The sequence below is a fragment of the Desulfolutivibrio sp. genome (genome assembly GCF_036584575.1).
Classification (GTDB): Bacteria; Desulfobacterota; Desulfovibrionia; order Desulfovibrionales; family Desulfovibrionaceae; genus Desulfolutivibrio.
The window spans coordinates 1-16,991 of the sequence record NZ_JAZHDB010000147.1 but is presented as its reverse complement, the minus strand read 5'-3'; the positions used below and the strand labels follow the sequence as shown (position 1 = coordinate 16,991).

Sequence of the window (16,991 nt, the reverse complement as noted above, 5' to 3'; positions counted from 1 at the left end):
GGCCCGGGCCCTCGATGGGCTCGATTTCGTCGTGGTGGCCGACGCCTTCATGACCTGAGGGGGCGCGACTGGCGCGGCCGCCTGTTCGGCTGCGGGCTGGGGTTTGGCCTCAGGTTTGGCTGGCGGCGGCGTACCCGATTTGCGGGCGGTCGTAAAAAACGCATATTCCTCACCGCTCAGCGCCCCGCCGCCGTCTTTGTCGTACAGGCGAAATTCCTCAACGGTCAGGTCCGGATAGGCGATGACGCCCTCCTCGAAAATGACCTTGCCATCCTTGTTCAGATCTGCCCGGCCAAAGGATTTTTTACTGTCGTCCTGGCCGCATCCCACCGTCAGCAGAGCCAGAAGCAGGGCTACGGGGATCATGATTTTGGTCATGTCGCACTCCTAGGTTTCCTTGATCTTGATGACCACAACGGTTTCATCGTCGCGGCGGGTCAGGCCGCACCGGTAGGCGGCCAGGTCGTCCATGACGGCATCGGCGATTTCCGAAGCCGTTCTGGCGCAACAGGTCCGCACCACCTTTTTGAGCCGATTTTTGCCATACATTTCTCCGGCAGGATCACGGGCCTCCCAGATGCCGTCCGTACCCAGCACCACCACGCAGCCCGCAGTCAGGGCCTGCATCCGGTCGCTGCAAAAGACCCACCCCTTGTCGATTCCCAGGGGAATGCCCTTGCCCCCAAGCTCCTGGAAGGCGTCTGCGGCCGGGTCGTAGATCAGGGCCGGATCATGCCCGGCCCGGGACCAGCGGATGTCCCTGGAGGTCACATCGACCTCCAGGGCGAATAGGGTCATGAACCGTCCGGTCATGCCCAGATCCTCCGACAGCAGGCGGTTGACGTCGCACAGGGCCTCGTCGACCCCGCCCGGGGCCAGGAGCCGAGCCCGCAAAAAGGCCCGGGCGCTGGCCATAAGGAGCGCCGCCGGGATGCCGTGGCCGCTGACGTCGCCCACCAGAACCACTAGGTGGGTGGGCGTGCCTGCCGCATCCCTGCGGACAATGAAGTCGTAATAGTCGCCACCGGTCTCGTCGCAGCAATGGTTCACCCCGGCCACATCCAGAACCTGGAACTCGGGGGTCCGCCTGGGAATGAATCCCTGTTGCACGTTGGCCGCCAGCTCCATGTCGAAATCCATGCGCTGTTTTTGGAGCATCTCGGCGTGCAGACGGGCATTGTCGATGGCCACGGCGGCCTGGTCGCAGATCAGGCTGAAGGTTTCCAGGTCCGTGGCGTCAAACGGCGTCCCATCCTCCTTGTTGATGAGCTGGGAGACGCCGATGACCCGGCCCCGCACCGCCAGGGGGACGGTGAGGATGGTTTTTGTGCGATAGCCCGTGCGCCGGTCCACCTCGGGGTTGAACCGCGCGTCGGCATAGGCGTCGGCGATAAGCAGCGATTTTCCATGCTCGCAGGCCCAGCCCGCCAACCCTTCGCCGCGCTTCAGGCGAAATCCCTGGCGCAAAAAGTCGCTCATGGGGCCCTGGGCCACCCGAAACACCAGCTCGCCCCGGCCCGGCCCGGGGGACTCGTCCACCAGAAGCAGGCTGCATGTCTCGGCCCCCACGGCCCGGCGCGAGGTGCTCATGATCCGCTCCAGCACCTCGGGGAGATCCAGGGTGGAATTGATGATGCCGCACAGGGCGAAACACTGCTTGAGCTTCTCCAGACGCCGCGTCAGGCGCAGGAGGTCGTCGGCCGCATTGGCGCAGATGTGAGGGGTAGCGGTCATGCGCACGTCCTGATGGATATTTGACGTGTGGTAATACAAATTGTCCTGTCAGGCAAACGGACCATGCAACAGATGGCCGCCCACCGGCAAGGATGGGCTGGCGCGGCTTTTGATGTGTCTGTGAGACTTCGGGCCAGGGCGCGAACCGCGTCAACGGGGATTGCGGCGGATGGACGTTAGGCGGCGGTCTGATCCAGCATGGCGATGGCGGAACTCTTCTCGTCCTGGAAGCGGGCCGTGACCGCCTCGCGGATGCGTCTGCCATGGCTGCCGAACTGCCGCTGCCGGATGGAATAAACTTCCTCGATGACCGCCTTGTCAAAATCCTGACCGGTCTTGGTGGTCTGGGCCGTCTCGATGGCCTTGCTGAAAATGCGTTCCGCCCCGCTTGGCCCATGCTGCACGGCGGTGCTCCACAACACCTCGCGCAGGGCGTGGGACCGGCTGTTCACATCCACCCCGGAGGTCAGGACGATGCTCTTGGCGGCCGGGGAATAGTTGTTGACCCGGATGAACTCGTGCTGCAGGGCCTCGAACCGCTTGGGATCCTCGGAGGCGATTTCCTTCCACTCCTCGGGCATGCTGCCGGTCTTGCCGCCGGTGTCGGAGGGCCCGGCGTTCTTTAGCCGGGTGGCGATGTCCGGGGCCTTGTCATCCAGAAATTTGATGAAATTCTCCATGGTCCCGGTCTTGGAGGCGATTTGGTACTGGCCGTAGGAGGTGCCGCCCTTTTTGTCGTAACCGATGCAATCAATGGCCCCGCCGGATTCGTAGCGGGAACTGAGGGCGCCTGCGGATCGCTCCAGGCTGGAGGCCAACACCGGCCCGGCAGCCTGGCCCTGCGTTTTGGACTCCGCCTGCATCCGTTGCTCAAGGCTGCTTTCGGCCTTGGCCGCGGCCATGAACAGCTCTTCCTCGCTCTGGGTGAAACCGGCATTCTCACCCTTGGCGGCCCGGGACAGGTGACCGAGATCGTCCGGATGTCTGGCCCCGGAATTCACCACCATGCGCACGGCGTTTTTCACCACGCTGCGGCGCACCTCGCTCGATCCGGCGGAGTCCGTCGCGGACTGGGCCGCGGCCTGGGCCGCAGCCTGCACCGAAGTCGGGGTGGTGTCGGCAATTTTTGCCAGGGTGTGCAGGGCATTGTATTTGAGCATGTTCATCCCGCCCAGGCCATCCCCGAAGGACTCCTCTCCGCCAAGGCCGGAAAGCCCCGCGCCAAGCCCGGACATTCCAAGCACCGCATCATCCGTGGACGCGCCCTCCCCCAGCCCGAGCCCGGACAAATCCTGCATCAAGGCCTTTCCGGCAAAGGCCTCCCCGGCCCCAAGCACCTGGCCGTCAATGCCCAGACGGCTGGCCAGCATGGTCCGAAACTTCAAAGGATCGCTTGCCGAGGAGGTTCCCAGCCCGGCCATGGCCCCGTCCAGATCCTGGCGGGCGCGCATGAGGGTGAGTTGGGAGAGGTCTATCGACATGTTCGGCGGTCCTGTTTTTCCTGGTCTGGTGCTCTCGGGGCAGTTGAAGCAAGCCGCGTGCCAACATCCATAGGCCAATTGAGGCTTCCAGACCTGCCGCACAAGGCGTAGACACGATCAGGGAGGATACCGGCCCATGAAGCCAAGCCACCGCTTTTTCCAGAATGTCCAGTGCGAGTATTTCCCCTGCCATCAGGGGCTTGATCCCGCCGAATTCAACTGTCTGTTCTGCTTCTGTCCCCTGTATTTCCTCCCGGACTGCGGCGGACATTTCATCCTTCGCAGCGGCATCAAGGACTGCACCACCTGCACCCGCCCCCATCGCCCAGGCGGCTACGACGAGATCATCGCCCGCCTGCGCCAGGAGGCGGACCGGGCGCGCGCGGCCCAAGCGCCCGCCACGACCCCGCAGCGCCCATAAAAAAACATCGCGCGGCCGGACGAACCGACCGCGCGATGACTGTCATACCATGGGCCAAAAAGCCCGCTAGAAAAGCCGGATGACCGGCCCCGCGTGGGGAACCGGGATGCGGCCTACCACTTGTCGGTAGCGAAAGCATCGCTGCCGAAGCCGAAGTCGGCCGACGGCTCGCCGCCCACATCGGGGGTGCCGGTGCCGCCAGCCGCAGCCGGGGCCGCGCCGCCGCCAGACACGGTGACCACGCCGTGCTTTTTCACGTCTTCGATCATTTTCAAAAGTTCGTCGACCTTGCCGATGTATTCCACAACTTTGGCCTCGGAAGCCACGATGACCTTGTCGCCGGCGCTCTGCAGGGAGGCCTCCAGGGACTTGACCTTGGTCTCGGCGGCCTTCATGCGGGTGTCGGTGTCTTTGAGGATGGCGGTCTTCTCAGCCAGTTCCTTCTCGACCTTCTCAAGCTTGGCGGCCTGCTCACAGATGGTCTTCTTGTCGGCGGCCAGCTTGGCGAACAGCGCGCCCACCTCGGCGGTGACGTCCGGGGGCAGGATGGCCACGGACACGTTCTGTCCCTGGGCGGACAGGTCGCCGCTGGTCATCTTCACCAGTTCGGGGTGCTGCTCGTAGATCCAGGCCTTGGCCAGGGCGGCCGCGAAGGGGGCCAGTTCCTCGTCGATCTCGGACTGGGTCATATAGCCCACCAGTTCCACGACGCCCTTTTTGTTGCCTTCCTTATCCACACCTTTCAGATACGACACGAACGTGTTCATGGGGAACACTTTGCGAGCTTCAGCCATGGTATCATCCTCCTTTCATTAAACCATGAAAATTTTTTCTTCTTCGCGGGCCAGGGGCAGACGACCGACCTGATGGGCATACACCAATGCCGTGGTGCGATAGACCAAGTGCCCGAGCTTGGACCAGGGCAGGTAGGCGAACAGCATGAACACGGCCACGAGGTGCAGATAATAGACCGGATAGGCAAGGGTCGCCACACCGGACAAGCGGAACAGTTCCGAACCGATGCCCGTCAAGGCCACGGCCCAGATGACGCCAAGCAAGTACCAGTCGTAGTACGACGACGTGGATTTCGAGGAATCGGCATTGAGGCGACGCCGCGTCAGGTAGGTCAGGCCCACCAGGAGCAGCACCGCGCCCACGTTGGCCAGAAGCTTCACCGGGCTCCACAGGGGCATGGGGGTGTGGCCGATGGGGGCGATGAACGTCAGCACCTTGCCGCCCCAGTGCCCGGCCGCCACCACGCCGGTGACGATGGCCAGGGCCACAAAGCCGTAAAACAGGCTCAGGTGGCCTTTGAAACGCTCGGTATTGTCGTTGCCGCACTCGTTCCACTTCACGTGGGTGGCGATTTCACCCAAAAGCACGGCCTTGACGGATTCGATCAGCGTCGGTTTGACCCGCTGCTTCCCGATGACCAGGGTCTTGGGCAGGGCCTTGTCAAAGGACTTCCACAGGGTGACCGCGCCCCGAAAGAAGGTGAAGGCCACGAACAGGGCCAGAAGCGTAAACGGCGGGTCGATGTAGTAGTCGCCGTAGAAGACCTTGCCGTAGACGATCTCGCCCTCGGGGATGGTCAGACCGGTGCTGATGTACCAAATAAGAAGGAACAGCACGGCCGGGATGGCGATGAGAATGGGCAGATACTTGCTCGAACTCATCCATTCGCCCACGATGGAGGGCTTGACCAGCTTGCGATACGTCATGTTGCGCAACGCGCTGATCAGGTCGCCGGGGCGCGCCCCGCGCGGACACAATTCCGAGCAGGTCTGGCAGTTGTGGCACAGCCAGATGTCGATATCGCCCTCAAAGCGGTCCTTGAGGCCCCACTGGGCCCAGACCATCTCCTTGCGGGGAAAGGGATTCTCAGGCGGCGCCAGGGGGCAGGCCACGCTGCACGTGGCGCACTGATAGCACTTTTTGAGGGATTCCCCGCCGACGGCCTGCAATTCCTTGACGAACTGCAGATCGGGTTGGATTTTTGCAACTTGCGACATTGTCCCCTCCTAGTATCCTTTGAACGGGTTCGGCCCAATTTTCAGGACCATCTCGATAAATGAATCGATCATGTCCGGGACCTTGTCGTACTCGTCGATGGACACCTGGTATTGCTCCACGCGCTCGGGCTCCACGCCCAGGCGCTTGAGCGACTCCGCGATGTTTTCCTTGCGGCGGTTGCAGATCTCCGAACCCTTGACGAAGTGGCACTGATAGTCGTCGCCGTATTTGCACCCAAGCATCATCACCCCGTCAATGCCTTTGGACATGGCGTCGGCCACCCAGATGGCGTTGACCGAACCCAGGCAGCGCACCGGGATGATGCGCACGAAGGGACTCCAATGCTTGCCGCGCAGCGCCGCCATGTCCAGGGCCGGATAGGCGTCGTTTTCGCAGGCCAGGATCAGCACCCGGGGTCCGCCCTCGTCGATCTTGGGCGGGATGTCCATTTCGCGGATCATGGAGCCGATCATGTCGACATTGTAGTTGTCAAAGGAGATGACCCGCTCCGGACACGCGCCCATACAGGTGCCGCAGCGGCGGCAGCGCGTGGGGTTGGGCTTGGGCGTTCCCTTTTCATCGTCGTCCAGGGCCCCGAAGGGACATTCCTCGGTGCAGCGCTTGCACTGGGTGCAGCGCACGAAGTTGAACACCGGGAAGGACCGGTCCCCCGAGCGCGGATGCACGGACACGCCCCGGTTGGACGAGGTGATGCACTGGATGGCCTTTAAGACCGCCCCGTCGGCGTCGTCCTTGGCCTGGGCCATGGTCATGGGCTGGCGCACGCACCCGGCCGCGTAGATGCCCGTACGGCGGGTCTCGTAGGGGAAGCAGATGTAGTTCGAATCGGCGTAGCCGTCGAACAGGTCCAGGTCCGGGAAGGCCGGTCCCTGGCGGTACACCAGGTTGATGGTGGGGTCGGTGGCCGTGGCCGGAACCAGGCCCGTGGGCAAAACCACCAGATCGGCGGTGAATTCCGCCTCGGCCCCGAGCAGGGTTCCCGTGGCGCTGACCGTCAGCATCCCGCCGGGAGCCTCCTTGACGCCGGTGATCGTGCCCTTGGTGAGCATCACCCCGGGCTTGTCCTGGGCGGCGCGGTAGTAGCGCTCGTTGATGCCCGGAACCATCATGGAGTCGTAGACGATCATGGCCACGGAACCGGGCAGCATCTCATCCACGTATCCAGCCTGCTTAAGCGCCACCAGGCTGGTCAACTCGGAACTGTAAATGAGGTGCTTGGCGGTTTTGACTTCCATGAAGTTGGTCTTGGCCTCGGCCTCTTCAGGCGCTGCGGCGGCGGCCGGAGCGGCGGGAGCGGCCTCGCCTTCGGCCGGGGCCTCGGGCTCGGGGGCAGGGATCTCTTTGATCAGAGCGGCCACGTCAACGGCGAAAAGGACGCTGCCCGGGGCCTTGCCGTCCGAGGGGCGCTTGATGCCGCCGTTTTTGGCCATGGCCTCGAACTCGACCGTGGTGATGACGTTTTTATAGGTCCCGTAGCCGAAGGGCTTCAGATACTCGGTATCCTGGGGAGACCAACCGGCGGCCAGGACCACGGCCCCGATGGGCTCCGAGGTCTCGCCGCCCGGGCCGGTCAAAATGGCCGTGTAGTTGCCGGGCGCGCCCTGGAGCTCTTTGAGGGTGGTCCCGGTTTTGACCTTGATCTTGGCGTTGCCCGTGACCTCGGCGATGATCTTCTCGATGCCGATGGCGTGCGCCTCGGTGTACGGATAGGCCATGGGGAAGGTTTTGTATTGTTTGGCGGCCTTTCCGCCCAGGACGTCGGTCTTTTCCAGAAGCACCACGTCAAAGCCGCCCTTGACGGCGGATAGGGCTGCATTCAAGCCGGTGAAGCCGCCGCCGATGACCAGGATGGTCTTGACGGATTCGGCCATTTCCGGATCGGGGATCTTCATCTTGGTGAGCTTCATCACCCCCATCTTGATGTAGTCCTTGGCCACCATCTTGAGCAGATCCGGGGCGGGCTCGTCTTTGCCAAGGGTGCTGCCGTCCGGGTTCTTGTAGGCCAACACCCCGAACTCGCGCAGATTCACGCGATCAACAAGCACCTTGTCCCCGAAATCGAACACGTCCCAGTCCACGCGGGGGGAGGTGCCGCACAATAAGACGGCGTCGATGCTGCCGGCCTCGATATCGCTTTTGATGTCGGCCACGGCGGCGGGGCTCGAAAGACGCTTGTGGGTCTTGATGACCGGACACGTGCCGCCGAGCTTTTCCTTGACGAAGGCGGCCAGCTCTCCCGCGTCCAGATGCGGGGCGATGCTGGACTCATCTATATACACACCGATTTTTTCGGCCATCGCCTTCTACCTCCCTCTCACCGTTTGAATCGCTTTCATGGCCGCGCCGGTCGCGGATTGGGCCGATTTCATGACATCAAGCGGCGTCTTGGCGCATCCGGCGGCGAATATGCCTTTCTCCTCACCGCCCACGATGAATCCCATCTCGTCAAGGGCCACGTCCACCGGCAGTTTCTGTCCGGCCAGGCTCGGCTGCATGCCCGTGGCCAGAACCGCCATCTCGAAACGGTTCTCGGACTTGATGCCGGTCACCGCGTCTTCCACGGTGAGCAGCACGTCGCCGGTCCCGGAATCCTCGGCCACTGCCGCGACCTTGCCCTTGACCGTGGCGATCTTGTCATCGGCCAGGATCTTTTTGGCGAAGTTCTCGTAGCGCCCGGGGGTGCGCAGATCAATGTAATAGATGGTGATGCGCGCGTTCGGATACTGCTCGCGAACATAGGCGGCCTGCTTGAGGGAGGCCATGCAGCAGATGTAGGAACAGTAGTTCAAGTGATTCTCGTCGCGGGAGCCGGCGCACTGCACGAAGGCGATGGAGCGCGGGGTGCGGCCGTCGGAGGGGCGCACGATGCAGCCGCCCGTGGGACCGCTGGGCGAGGCCAGGCGTTCGAGCTGCATGTTGGACACGCAGTTGGCGATGCTCCCGGCGCCCAGGTTGGTCAGGCGGGTGACGTCGTAAGGCTTCCAGCCGGTGGCGTAGATGATGCTGCCGACCTTGACCGTCACTTCCTTGGGGGCGTCGCCCATGTTGATGATGTCGGTTCCGGCCAGGGAGGCCAGATCTTCTTTCGAACAGTTGTCCTTGTCCAGGACGTAGCGATTGGGGAAGGCGAAGGGCACGTCCATGTACAGGGCCTTGCGGCTGCCCATGCCCAGTTCGAATTCGCTCGGCACGTCCTTGGAAAGCGCCTCGGCCGTATCGGACAGATCCAGACTGCCGGGCTCCACATAGCGGGGCCGAATGCTTATGGTCACATCGTAATCGCCGGGCTTGCCGGTGACCTTGGTCACCTCGGCCATGGTGAAAAACTTGACGTTCTTGTTGTTTTTGATGCGCTGGAACTGGATCTCCAGTCCGCAGGACGGGGGGCACAGTTTTGGAAAATACTTGTTGAGCTGCATTACCCGGCCGCCCAAGAAAGGATTTTTCTCGACAATGAACACTTCGTGGCCGACTTCAGCGGCTTCCAATGCGGCGGTGATCCCGCTGAAGCCGCCGCCGACGACGAGTATCGCGCTGCTCGACATCGCAACCTCCCGGCAGTGGTTATAGCCCGCATGCAAACGGCCTGATCCGCGACGATAGACCCCGCGGACGGCTCGGTCAACGGCCCGGTCGGTCGTCCCGGATAAGACCGTTAAAAAACGGCCGCGGGCAGAACGCCCGCGGCCGTCATGCGCATCTTTAGTCCGGAATGATCTGGTGATAGGTCTTCTTGAAGACCTTGGTTTCCTTGGTCTCCGGATCGTACACGGAGTTGACGAAGCACTTCCACTTGCTGTCGTCCAGGCCCAGGAAGTCGCCGCGATAGTAGAAGCCCGGGTAGCGGGTTTCTTCGCGGAACATGATGTGGGTCATGTGCAGACGGACGGTCCACAGGCGGTGGTACTGCTCCCAGCAGCGCATCAATTCGTGCAGGTCGCGGGCGGCCAGCTTCTGGCTGTCCTCTTCCAGCATCTGCAGCAACTTGAAGCCGGTGTCCAGCAGGGTCTTGGACGTGGTGTACAGGGTGGCGCAGCCTCCGCCGTACTCGTCCGTGCACTTCACCAGGCGCATCATGAAGTTGTGCGGGCTGATGTAGTTGGGGTTGACGATGGGATCCGTCGAAGCGGCCTTGCCTTCCTGGAAGGTGTGCCACGGCTGGTAGATTTCCTTGGCCAGCTCGGCGGCGCTCTGCTTCAGGGCGGGCTTGAAGTCCTTGTGGTCCACCACCCAGCGCACCATCTGCTTGCCGACGATGCGGCCTTCAGCGTGGGAGCCGGAGGAGAACTTGTGGCCGGAGGCGCCAACGCCGTCAGCGCAGGTCCACAGGCCGTTGACCGTGGTCATGCGGTTGTAGACTTTGCCGTTGTCGGCCTTGACTTTGTAGTCGTCGGGAACCCACTTCTCGTCGGGGCCGGAGACCCAGATGCCGCAGCAGCCGGAGTGGGAGCCGAGCAGGTACGGCTCGGTGGGCATGATCTCGGAGCCGCTGACTTCGGGCTCGATGTTCATGCAGGCCCACAGGTTGGCCTGGCCGACGCACATGTCGAGGAAGTCTTCCCAAGCCTCGGCTTCCAGGTGCTTCTGCTGCTCGGGGCTGAGCTTGGCGAAGGTGGTCTGCAGCGCGGTGGCGGTGTCCATGTAGATGGGGCCGCGACCTTCGCGCATTTCGCGAAGCATCATGTGGTTACGCAGACAGGTCGGGATGACGTGACCCTTGGCGTAGCCGCGATCCTCGTAGGGCTTGAGCATGGCGCGGTTGGTGACGCAGTAGTCTTCACCCTTGGCGTTGGTGGCTTTGGCCTTGAACAGCAGGAACCAGGCGCCGACCGGGCCGTAACCGTCCTTGAAACGAGCCGGGACGAAACGGTTTTCCATCATGGTCATCTCGGCGCCGACCTGAGCGCACATGGTGTAGGTGGAACCGGAGTTCCACACCGGGTACCAGGCGCGACCCATGCCTTCACCAGTGGACCGGGGGCGGTACACGTTGACCGCGCCGCCGCAGGCCACGACCATGGCGTTGGTCTTGAACACGTACACTTTGTTTTCGCGGGTGGAGAAGCCCACGGCGCCGGCGATGCGGTTCTTCTCGTTGGCGTCCAAAAGCAGCTTCACGACGAACACGCGCTCGAGGTAGCGATCCTGGCCCAGGGCGTTTTTCGCCGCCTCGGCCACGATGCACTTGTAGGACTCACCGTTGATCATGATCTGCCAACGGCCGGAGCGGACAGGGGCCGCGCCGGTGCGCAGAGACACGCCTTTGGCCTTGGCCGCAGCGCCGTCCAGGTTGTGGTCGCCTTCTTTCACCCAGCAAGGCAGGCCCCACTCTTCGAACAGGTGGACGGAGTCGTCCACGTGACGGCCCAGGTCGAAGATCAGATCTTCGCGCACGAGGCCCATCAGGTCGGTGCGGACCATGCGGACGTAGTCGTCAACCGGGTTCTCGCCGACATAGGTATTGATGGCGGACAGGCCCTGGGCCACAGCGCCGGAGCGCTCAAGCGAAGCCTTGTCCAGCAGCATGATCTTGATCCCGCCGATCTTGTCGGCCCAACGGCATGCCTCGTAAGCGGTGCCGCAGGTGCCCATGCCGCCGCCGACCATAAGGATGTCGACGTCTTTTTCGATCAGTTCCGGCTCGGCAAGGGCGATACCTTTGGGCTCTTCCTTAACGGGAATGGTAGGCATAGGATGTCTCCTCCTATTATATTCTTGTAGTGCAAAGATTACTTGCAAAAACCGTCAAGCCAGCACTGCACGGTATCGGAATCGGTCACCGAGAAGGCCTTCATCAGGACTTCCTTGGGCTCGATCAGCTTGGTCTCGGTGAACAGCAACTCGTCTTCCAGGTTGACGCCTTCGGGCTTGCCTTCATAGGGCTTGATGGAGCCTTCCGGGGTGGTCCGGATGGGGAATTTGTACCGCTTGATGTTGCCATTGCGGAACTTGATGGTCCACATGATGGAGTCGGCCGAGCGCATGGGGATCGAGGTGCCGCCCATGGGCGCGAAGTCGGCGTAGGGACGGGCGCCGATGGCGCCCTGGGGGCAGATCTTCACGCAGGAGTAGCACTCCCAGCAAGCCGACGGTTCCTGGTTGTAAGCCTTCATTTCCTGGGGATCGAGGATCATCAGGTCATTGGGGCAAATGTACATGCACGCGGTTTTTTCACCGCCTTTGCATCCGTCACACTTGCTCGGATCAACAAAGGTAGGCATAGTCGTCCTCCACTTTTTGGTTGTTGATTGCTGCCTGTGCCAATTCCACCGTATAGCAATACGTCGGGTGATTTCACGCGGCCTTGAACGTGCGACCGCCGGGAAGGATTCCTCCCCGGCGTCTTTCGCCGCTCCGCGCGCCGACGCCCCTTGCCGACGGCCCGAACGCCTTCCACCTGGGCCGGGAATTGCGCGCCTTTTTGTCATTATGGGCGACAACAACTCCCCAGAATAGCAGACTATTTAGCCTTAACGCGGAAAGCTTGTGAGGAATTTAACAAGCTCGACGGGCCACGTCAAGCGAAGAAATGTTTTTTTTGGTTCCCCGCGTGATTCCCCGCGCCGCGCCTGGATTTGCGGCTGGCCACGAGGACTCCCGGGGCCGAATGAGGGAAGAGGCACGGGCAATTCCGACGTCTTCGCCACAGGTGACGTGCGGTGTCGGATTTCATCAAGCCTCTTAGATGACTCGACGCGCCGCAGCAAGCCCTATTTTCAATATTTTTATCTCCTCGTGGCTTCTCTTGTCGCCAACCCCCACGAACACCGTGAAAAAAATCTTGACACCACAAACCCCTTGCGACTATTCATGCCCATGCGTCACCACAACCTCATCCCCGCCACCGGTTTTTATTTTTGGTACTGGTTTAGCCACGCCCGTGGTCTGGGGAGGGGTGCGGTGTAACCAAAACCGCACACAAAGCCTCTCCAAGGGCCGCGGGCGTCACGAAACGCCGGCGGCTCTTTTTTTTGGCCGTCGGCTTCCCGGTCCCCCACGACCCGCCGAGAGGCCAAACAGCAAAACCGCAAGGGGGTTGGCCATGCTTTTGGGGAAAGCCGTACGACTTGAGCGTATCTTGAATCGCAACACCCACCGCACCATCATCGTCCCCATGGACCACGGCGTCACCGTGGGCCCCATCGACGGCTTGATCGACATGCGCGAGGCCGTCAACCAGGTGGCCGAGGGCGGGGCCAACGCCGTGCTCATGCACAAGGGCCTGCCCCGCTGCTCCCATCGGGGTCGCGGCCGCGACGTGGGGCTGATCATCCACCTCTCCGCCTCGACCACCCTGTCGCCCTACCCCAACGCCAAGATCTTGGTGGCCACGGTGGAAGACGCCCTGAAACTCGGGGCCGACGGCGTGTCCCTGCATGTGAACCTGGGCGACGAGACCGAGCGGCACATGCTCGAACATTTCGGCGAGGTCACCTCCAAGGCCGCCGAATGGGGCATGCCGGTCCTGGCCATGGTCTACGCCCGGGGGCCCAAGGTCAAAAACGAATACGACCCCGAGATCGTGCGCCACTGCGCCCGGGTGGGCACGGAACTCGGCGCGGACGTGGTCAAGGTGCCCTACACCGGCGACGTGGACAGCTTCGCCCGGGTGGCCGAGGCCTGCTGCATCCCCGTGGTCATCGCCGGCGGCCCCAAAATGGATAACGACCGCGACCTGATCCAGATGGCCCACGACTCGGTCCAGGCCGGGGGGGCGGGCCTGTCCATCGGCAGAAACATCTTCCAGCACCGCCAACCGGCGCGCATCGTCCAGGCCCTGCACGGCATCGTCCAGCGCAACTGGGACGTGGACCAGGCCATGGAACTTCTGGCCGACAACGCATGAGGACGTCATGAGCAAGGAAATCTGGGCGAAAGCCGTTCCCTTCGACAAAAAGTTCGTCACCCTGGCCCTGGAGTCCGGCGTGGACGCCATCCTGGCCGATGACGCCGACGTGGAAAAAATCCAGGCCTTGGGCCGGGTGCGGGTGGTTCCCCTGTCCGGGGTGGCCGTCACGGCCGTGGCCTCCAAGGCCGACGAGGAAGAGGCCGTGCGGCTTGTGCAAAAGGGCGAAACCGTCTTTTTGGCGCGCGGCTGCGAGATCATCCCCGTGGAAAACATCCTGGCCCAGGGCACGGGCGTCGGCATGGAGGCCGCAAGCCTGGCCGAGGCCAAACTCGCCGCAGGCATCCTGGAGCGCGGCGTGGACCGCATCCTGGTCCTCCCCGAGGCGGCGGCCGACCTGAAACAAATCGTGGCCGAACTCAAAATCAGCCAGGGGACCATCGGCCTCTCCCCGGCCGTGGTCACCGAGATCACCCCCGTGGGGCTGGGGCACCGGGTCTGCGTGGACACCATCTCCATGCTGCGCACCGGCCAGGGCATGCTGGTCGGCAACTCCAGCGCCTTTACCTTCCTGGTCCACGCCGAAACCGAGTCCAACCCCTACGTGGCCGCCCGGCCCTTCCGGATCAACGCCGGGGCCGTGCATGCCTACGCCGCCATGCCCGGGGACAAGACCCGCTACCTGGAGGAACTGGCCGCAGGCGACGAGGTGCTCATCGTCTCGGCCACGGGCGAAACCTCCCTGGCCGTGGTGGGCCGGGTCAAGGTGGAGGTGCGGCCCATGCTGCTCGTGGCCGCCAGAATCGGCGACGCCGAAGGCAAGCTCTTTTTGCAAAACGCCGAGACCATCCGCCTGGTGCGCGCCGACGGCTCGCCCGTGAGCGTGGTCGCGCTGCGCGTGGGCGACGAGATTTTGTGCCGCACGGACGTGGCCGGACGCCATTTCGGCATGCGCATCGCCGAAGACATCAAGGAGGGCTGAGCCATGGCCGCCAAAAAGCCCTCACCCGCCACCCCTGCCGCCACCTCCCCCGAGGCCCTGGAAGGGTTCCTGGCCGGGGTGCGCCGGGAGATCGACGACATCGACGACCATATCCTGGCCCTTCTCAACCGCCGGGCCGCCGCCAGCATCGAGGTCGGGAAGCGCAAGGACGGCACGCAGCAGGCCGTCTACAAGCCCTTCCGCGAAAAAGAGGTCTTAAAGCGTCTGGCCGCCGGAAATCCGGGCCCCCTGCCCGCCGAGCACCTGCGCATCATCTACCGGGAGATCCTGTCCTCCTCCCGCCGCCTGCAACGCCCGGAAAAAGTCGTCTTCCTCGGTCCCGAAGGCACGTTCTCCCACTTCGCGGCCATGGCCACCCTGGGCCGGGCCGGGGACTTCGAGCCCAAGCCGTCCATCGACGACGTGTTCGCCGCCGTGGCCTCCCGCGAGGCGGACCTGGGGCTCGTTCCCCTGGAAAACTCCCTGCAAGGCACCGTGGGACAAAGCCTGGACCTCTTTATGCGCCACGACGTCTTCGTCCAGGCCGAGGTCTACTGCAAGATCAGCCATTCGCTGCTCTCCAAGGCCACGGAGCTGGCCCGCATAAAGACCGTCTATTCCCACCCCCAACCCCTGGCCCAGTGCGCCGGTTGGCTGCGGGCCAACCTGCCGGGGGCCAAGATCATCCCCACCGAAAGCACCGCCGCCGCCGCCCTGCGTATCCTCAAAACGCCCTCGGCCGCCGCCATCGGACACAGCCGCCTGGGGGAGATGCACAACTTAAACGTCCTGGCCAGCCACATCGAAGACCTGCCCGACAACTGGACCCGGTTCCTGATCATCGGCCCCAGCGACACCAAGCAGGAAAACCGGGACAAGACCTCCATCCTGTTCAACCTCCCGGACAAGCCCGGCTCCCTGCATACGGTGCTGGAAAAACTGGCCGGTCGCGACATCAACATCACCAAGCTGGAATCGCGGCCGTTTCGGGGCGAAAAATGGAAATACGTGTTTTTCGCCGACCTGCAGTGCGACTTAAGCCGCGCCGAATACGCCAAACTCCTGGACGACCTGCGCGCCTGCACCCATAGCCTGCGCATCCTGGGCTGCTACCCGGCCGGGCCGCATATCGACGTGTCCGGGAAAATGGAGGTCATCGAGGAATGAACGCGCTACGGCACCGGGGAGGAGGCGCCGCCTCCTCCCCGGACCCCACCACCGCCGGGGGGAATGATTCCCCCCGGACCCCCCCGACAGGGGGCCGACAAAAGTTTTTGAAAGAGGGTCCAGGGAGAAAACTTTTTTCAAAAAGTTTTCTCCCTGGCCGCCGGAGGCCATCATGAGTTGTGTCTCTCCCGTCGTCATCACCGCCCCGGCCTCCAAGTCCGTGTCGCACCGGTTGCTCATCTGCGCCGCGCTGGCCGAGGGCGACTCGCGGGTCACGGGCGTCCTGGAGAGCCAGGATCTGGAACGCACCCGGGCCTGCCTTGCGGCCATGGGGGCCGTCATCGAAGGCAAGGGCGGCGACTATGCGGTACGCGGCGTGGCCGGGGTTCCCCGGGGCGGCGACACGTCGCCCGCCGTCCTGGACGTGGGCGAATCCGGCACCACCTGCCGCCTGATCGTGGCCGTGGCCGCCGCCGGGCAGGGGCTTTTCACCGTATCCGGCCGGGGCCGCATGCATGAGCGGCCCATCGGCGAGCTGACCCGGGCGCTGACAGGGCTCGGGGCGCGGGTGGACTTTCCCGGCAAACCCGACTGCCCGCCGCTGGCCATCACGGCCACGGGACTTTCCGGCGGCGAGGTCGGGATCACCCTGGAGGAAAGCAGCCAGTATCTCTCGGGGCTGCTCCTGGCCTCGCCCCTGGCCTCGGGGCCATTGACCATCCTGGTCACGGGCGAAAAGGCCGTGTCCTGGCCCTATGTGGCCGTGACGCTCACCGCCATGCGGGACTGCGGCGTCCCCGTGACCGTCGAGACCAAGCGCGGCGAAGCCTGGGTCGTCACCGATCCGGCCAGCATCACCAAGGCCGAGCCCGGGCATTTACGTTTCCTGTGCCGCCCGGGGCGCTACCTGCCCGGCAGCCGCCAGGTGGAGGGCGACTGGTCCAACGCCTCCTATTTCCTGGCCGCAGGCGCGCTCGGCTCGCGGCCGGTGCGGGTCGAAAACCTGCGCCGCGACTCGGCCCAGGGCGACACGGCCATGGTGGACATCCTTGGCCGCATGGAGGCGCGCTTCACCCAGGACATCGACTCGGTCACGGTCTTCCCCTCCCCCCTTTCCGGCATCACCGTGGACATGGGGCATTGTCCCGATCTCGTGCCCACCATCGCCGCCACGGCCGCCATGGCCGTGGGAACCACGACCATCCGCAATGTGGCGCATCTGCGCCTCAAGGAATCGGATCGGCTGGCGGCCCTGGCCGACAACCTGACCCGGGCCGGAGCCAGGGCGACGGTTCTCCCCGACGGACTGCGCATCGAGCCGGGGCT

The 16,991-nt window shown here is 63.6% G+C and carries 13 protein-coding genes and 1 pseudogene; 5 read left to right on the top strand and 9 right to left on the bottom strand.

All coding sequences use genetic code 11. The features are described 5' to 3' along the window. From V3572_RS11130 to V3572_RS11120, 3 genes and pseudogenes are all read right to left on the bottom strand, one after another. Positions 1 to 378 (bottom strand): annotated as a pseudogene (locus V3572_RS11130) (peptidoglycan-binding protein); the annotation flags it as partial. Between the two features lie 9 nt (positions 379 to 387). After that, positions 388 to 1,734, bottom strand: a complete 1,347-nt coding sequence (locus tag V3572_RS11125) for a PP2C family protein-serine/threonine phosphatase (RefSeq protein ID WP_332111066.1) — start codon at positions 1,732 to 1,734, stop codon at positions 388 to 390. 176 nt (positions 1,735 to 1,910) lie between these two features. Further along, complete coding sequence (locus tag V3572_RS11120) at positions 1,911 to 3,215, bottom strand: hypothetical protein (protein WP_332111065.1); 1,305 nt, start codon at positions 3,213 to 3,215, stop codon at positions 1,911 to 1,913. Positions 3,216 to 3,351: 136 nt separating this feature from the next. On the opposite strand from V3572_RS11120, the gene V3572_RS11115 reads away from it, so the two are divergent. Continuing rightward, positions 3,352 to 3,636 carry a cysteine-rich small domain-containing protein gene (locus V3572_RS11115; RefSeq protein WP_332111064.1) on the top strand — a complete coding sequence of 95 codons (285 nt, stop codon included), beginning with the start codon at positions 3,352 to 3,354 and terminating at the stop codon, positions 3,634 to 3,636. Between the two features lie 113 nt (positions 3,637 to 3,749). On the opposite strand, the gene V3572_RS11110 is transcribed toward V3572_RS11115, so the two are convergent. From V3572_RS11110 to aprB, 6 genes are all read right to left on the bottom strand, one after another. Then, positions 3,750 to 4,430, bottom strand: a complete 681-nt coding sequence (locus V3572_RS11110) for a hypothetical protein (protein ID WP_332111063.1) — start codon at positions 4,428 to 4,430, stop codon at positions 3,750 to 3,752. A gap of 18 nt (positions 4,431 to 4,448) precedes the next feature. Continuing rightward, complete coding sequence (gene qmoC / locus V3572_RS11105) at positions 4,449 to 5,648, bottom strand: quinone-interacting membrane-bound oxidoreductase complex subunit QmoC (RefSeq protein ID WP_332111062.1); 1,200 nt, start codon at positions 5,646 to 5,648, stop codon at positions 4,449 to 4,451. A gap of 9 nt (positions 5,649 to 5,657) precedes the next feature. Beyond that, complete coding sequence (locus V3572_RS11100) at positions 5,658 to 7,967, bottom strand: hydrogenase iron-sulfur subunit (protein ID WP_332111061.1); 2,310 nt, start codon at positions 7,965 to 7,967, stop codon at positions 5,658 to 5,660. A 6-nt stretch (positions 7,968 to 7,973) separates the two neighbouring features. Further along, entirely contained in the window at positions 7,974 to 9,215 is a 1,242-nt protein-coding gene (locus V3572_RS11095) for a CoB--CoM heterodisulfide reductase iron-sulfur subunit A family protein (protein WP_332111060.1), read from the bottom strand. A 157-nt stretch (positions 9,216 to 9,372) separates the two neighbouring features. Continuing rightward, the gene (gene aprA, locus V3572_RS11090; protein WP_332111059.1) at positions 9,373 to 11,361 is read right to left on the bottom strand and encodes an adenylyl-sulfate reductase subunit alpha; all 1,989 of its coding nucleotides are present in this window, start codon (positions 11,359 to 11,361) and stop codon (positions 9,373 to 9,375) included. Between the two features lie 38 nt (positions 11,362 to 11,399). Further along, positions 11,400 to 11,891 (bottom strand): adenylyl-sulfate reductase subunit beta, encoded by a 492-nt coding sequence (gene aprB, locus V3572_RS11085; protein WP_332111058.1) that lies wholly within the window; start codon positions 11,889 to 11,891, stop codon positions 11,400 to 11,402. An 821-nt stretch (positions 11,892 to 12,712) separates the two neighbouring features. On the opposite strand from aprB, the gene V3572_RS11080 reads away from it, so the two are divergent. The 4 genes from V3572_RS11080 to aroA form a co-directional block, all read left to right on the top strand. Beyond that, entirely contained in the window at positions 12,713 to 13,516 is an 804-nt protein-coding gene (locus V3572_RS11080; protein ID WP_332111057.1) for a 2-amino-3,7-dideoxy-D-threo-hept-6-ulosonate synthase, read from the top strand. Positions 13,517 to 13,523: 7 nt separating this feature from the next. Continuing rightward, positions 13,524 to 14,498, top strand: coding sequence for a 3-dehydroquinate synthase II family protein (locus tag V3572_RS11075; RefSeq protein WP_332111056.1), 975 nt, complete (start codon positions 13,524 to 13,526; stop codon positions 14,496 to 14,498). Positions 14,499 to 14,501: 3 nt separating this feature from the next. Next, entirely contained in the window at positions 14,502 to 15,665 is a 1,164-nt protein-coding gene (gene pheA, locus V3572_RS11070) for a prephenate dehydratase (protein WP_332111055.1), read from the top strand. Positions 15,666 to 15,837: 172 nt separating this feature from the next. Then, on the top strand, positions 15,838 to 16,991 hold a 1,154-nt coding region (aroA, locus tag V3572_RS11065; protein WP_332111054.1), incomplete at its 3' end, for a 3-phosphoshikimate 1-carboxyvinyltransferase.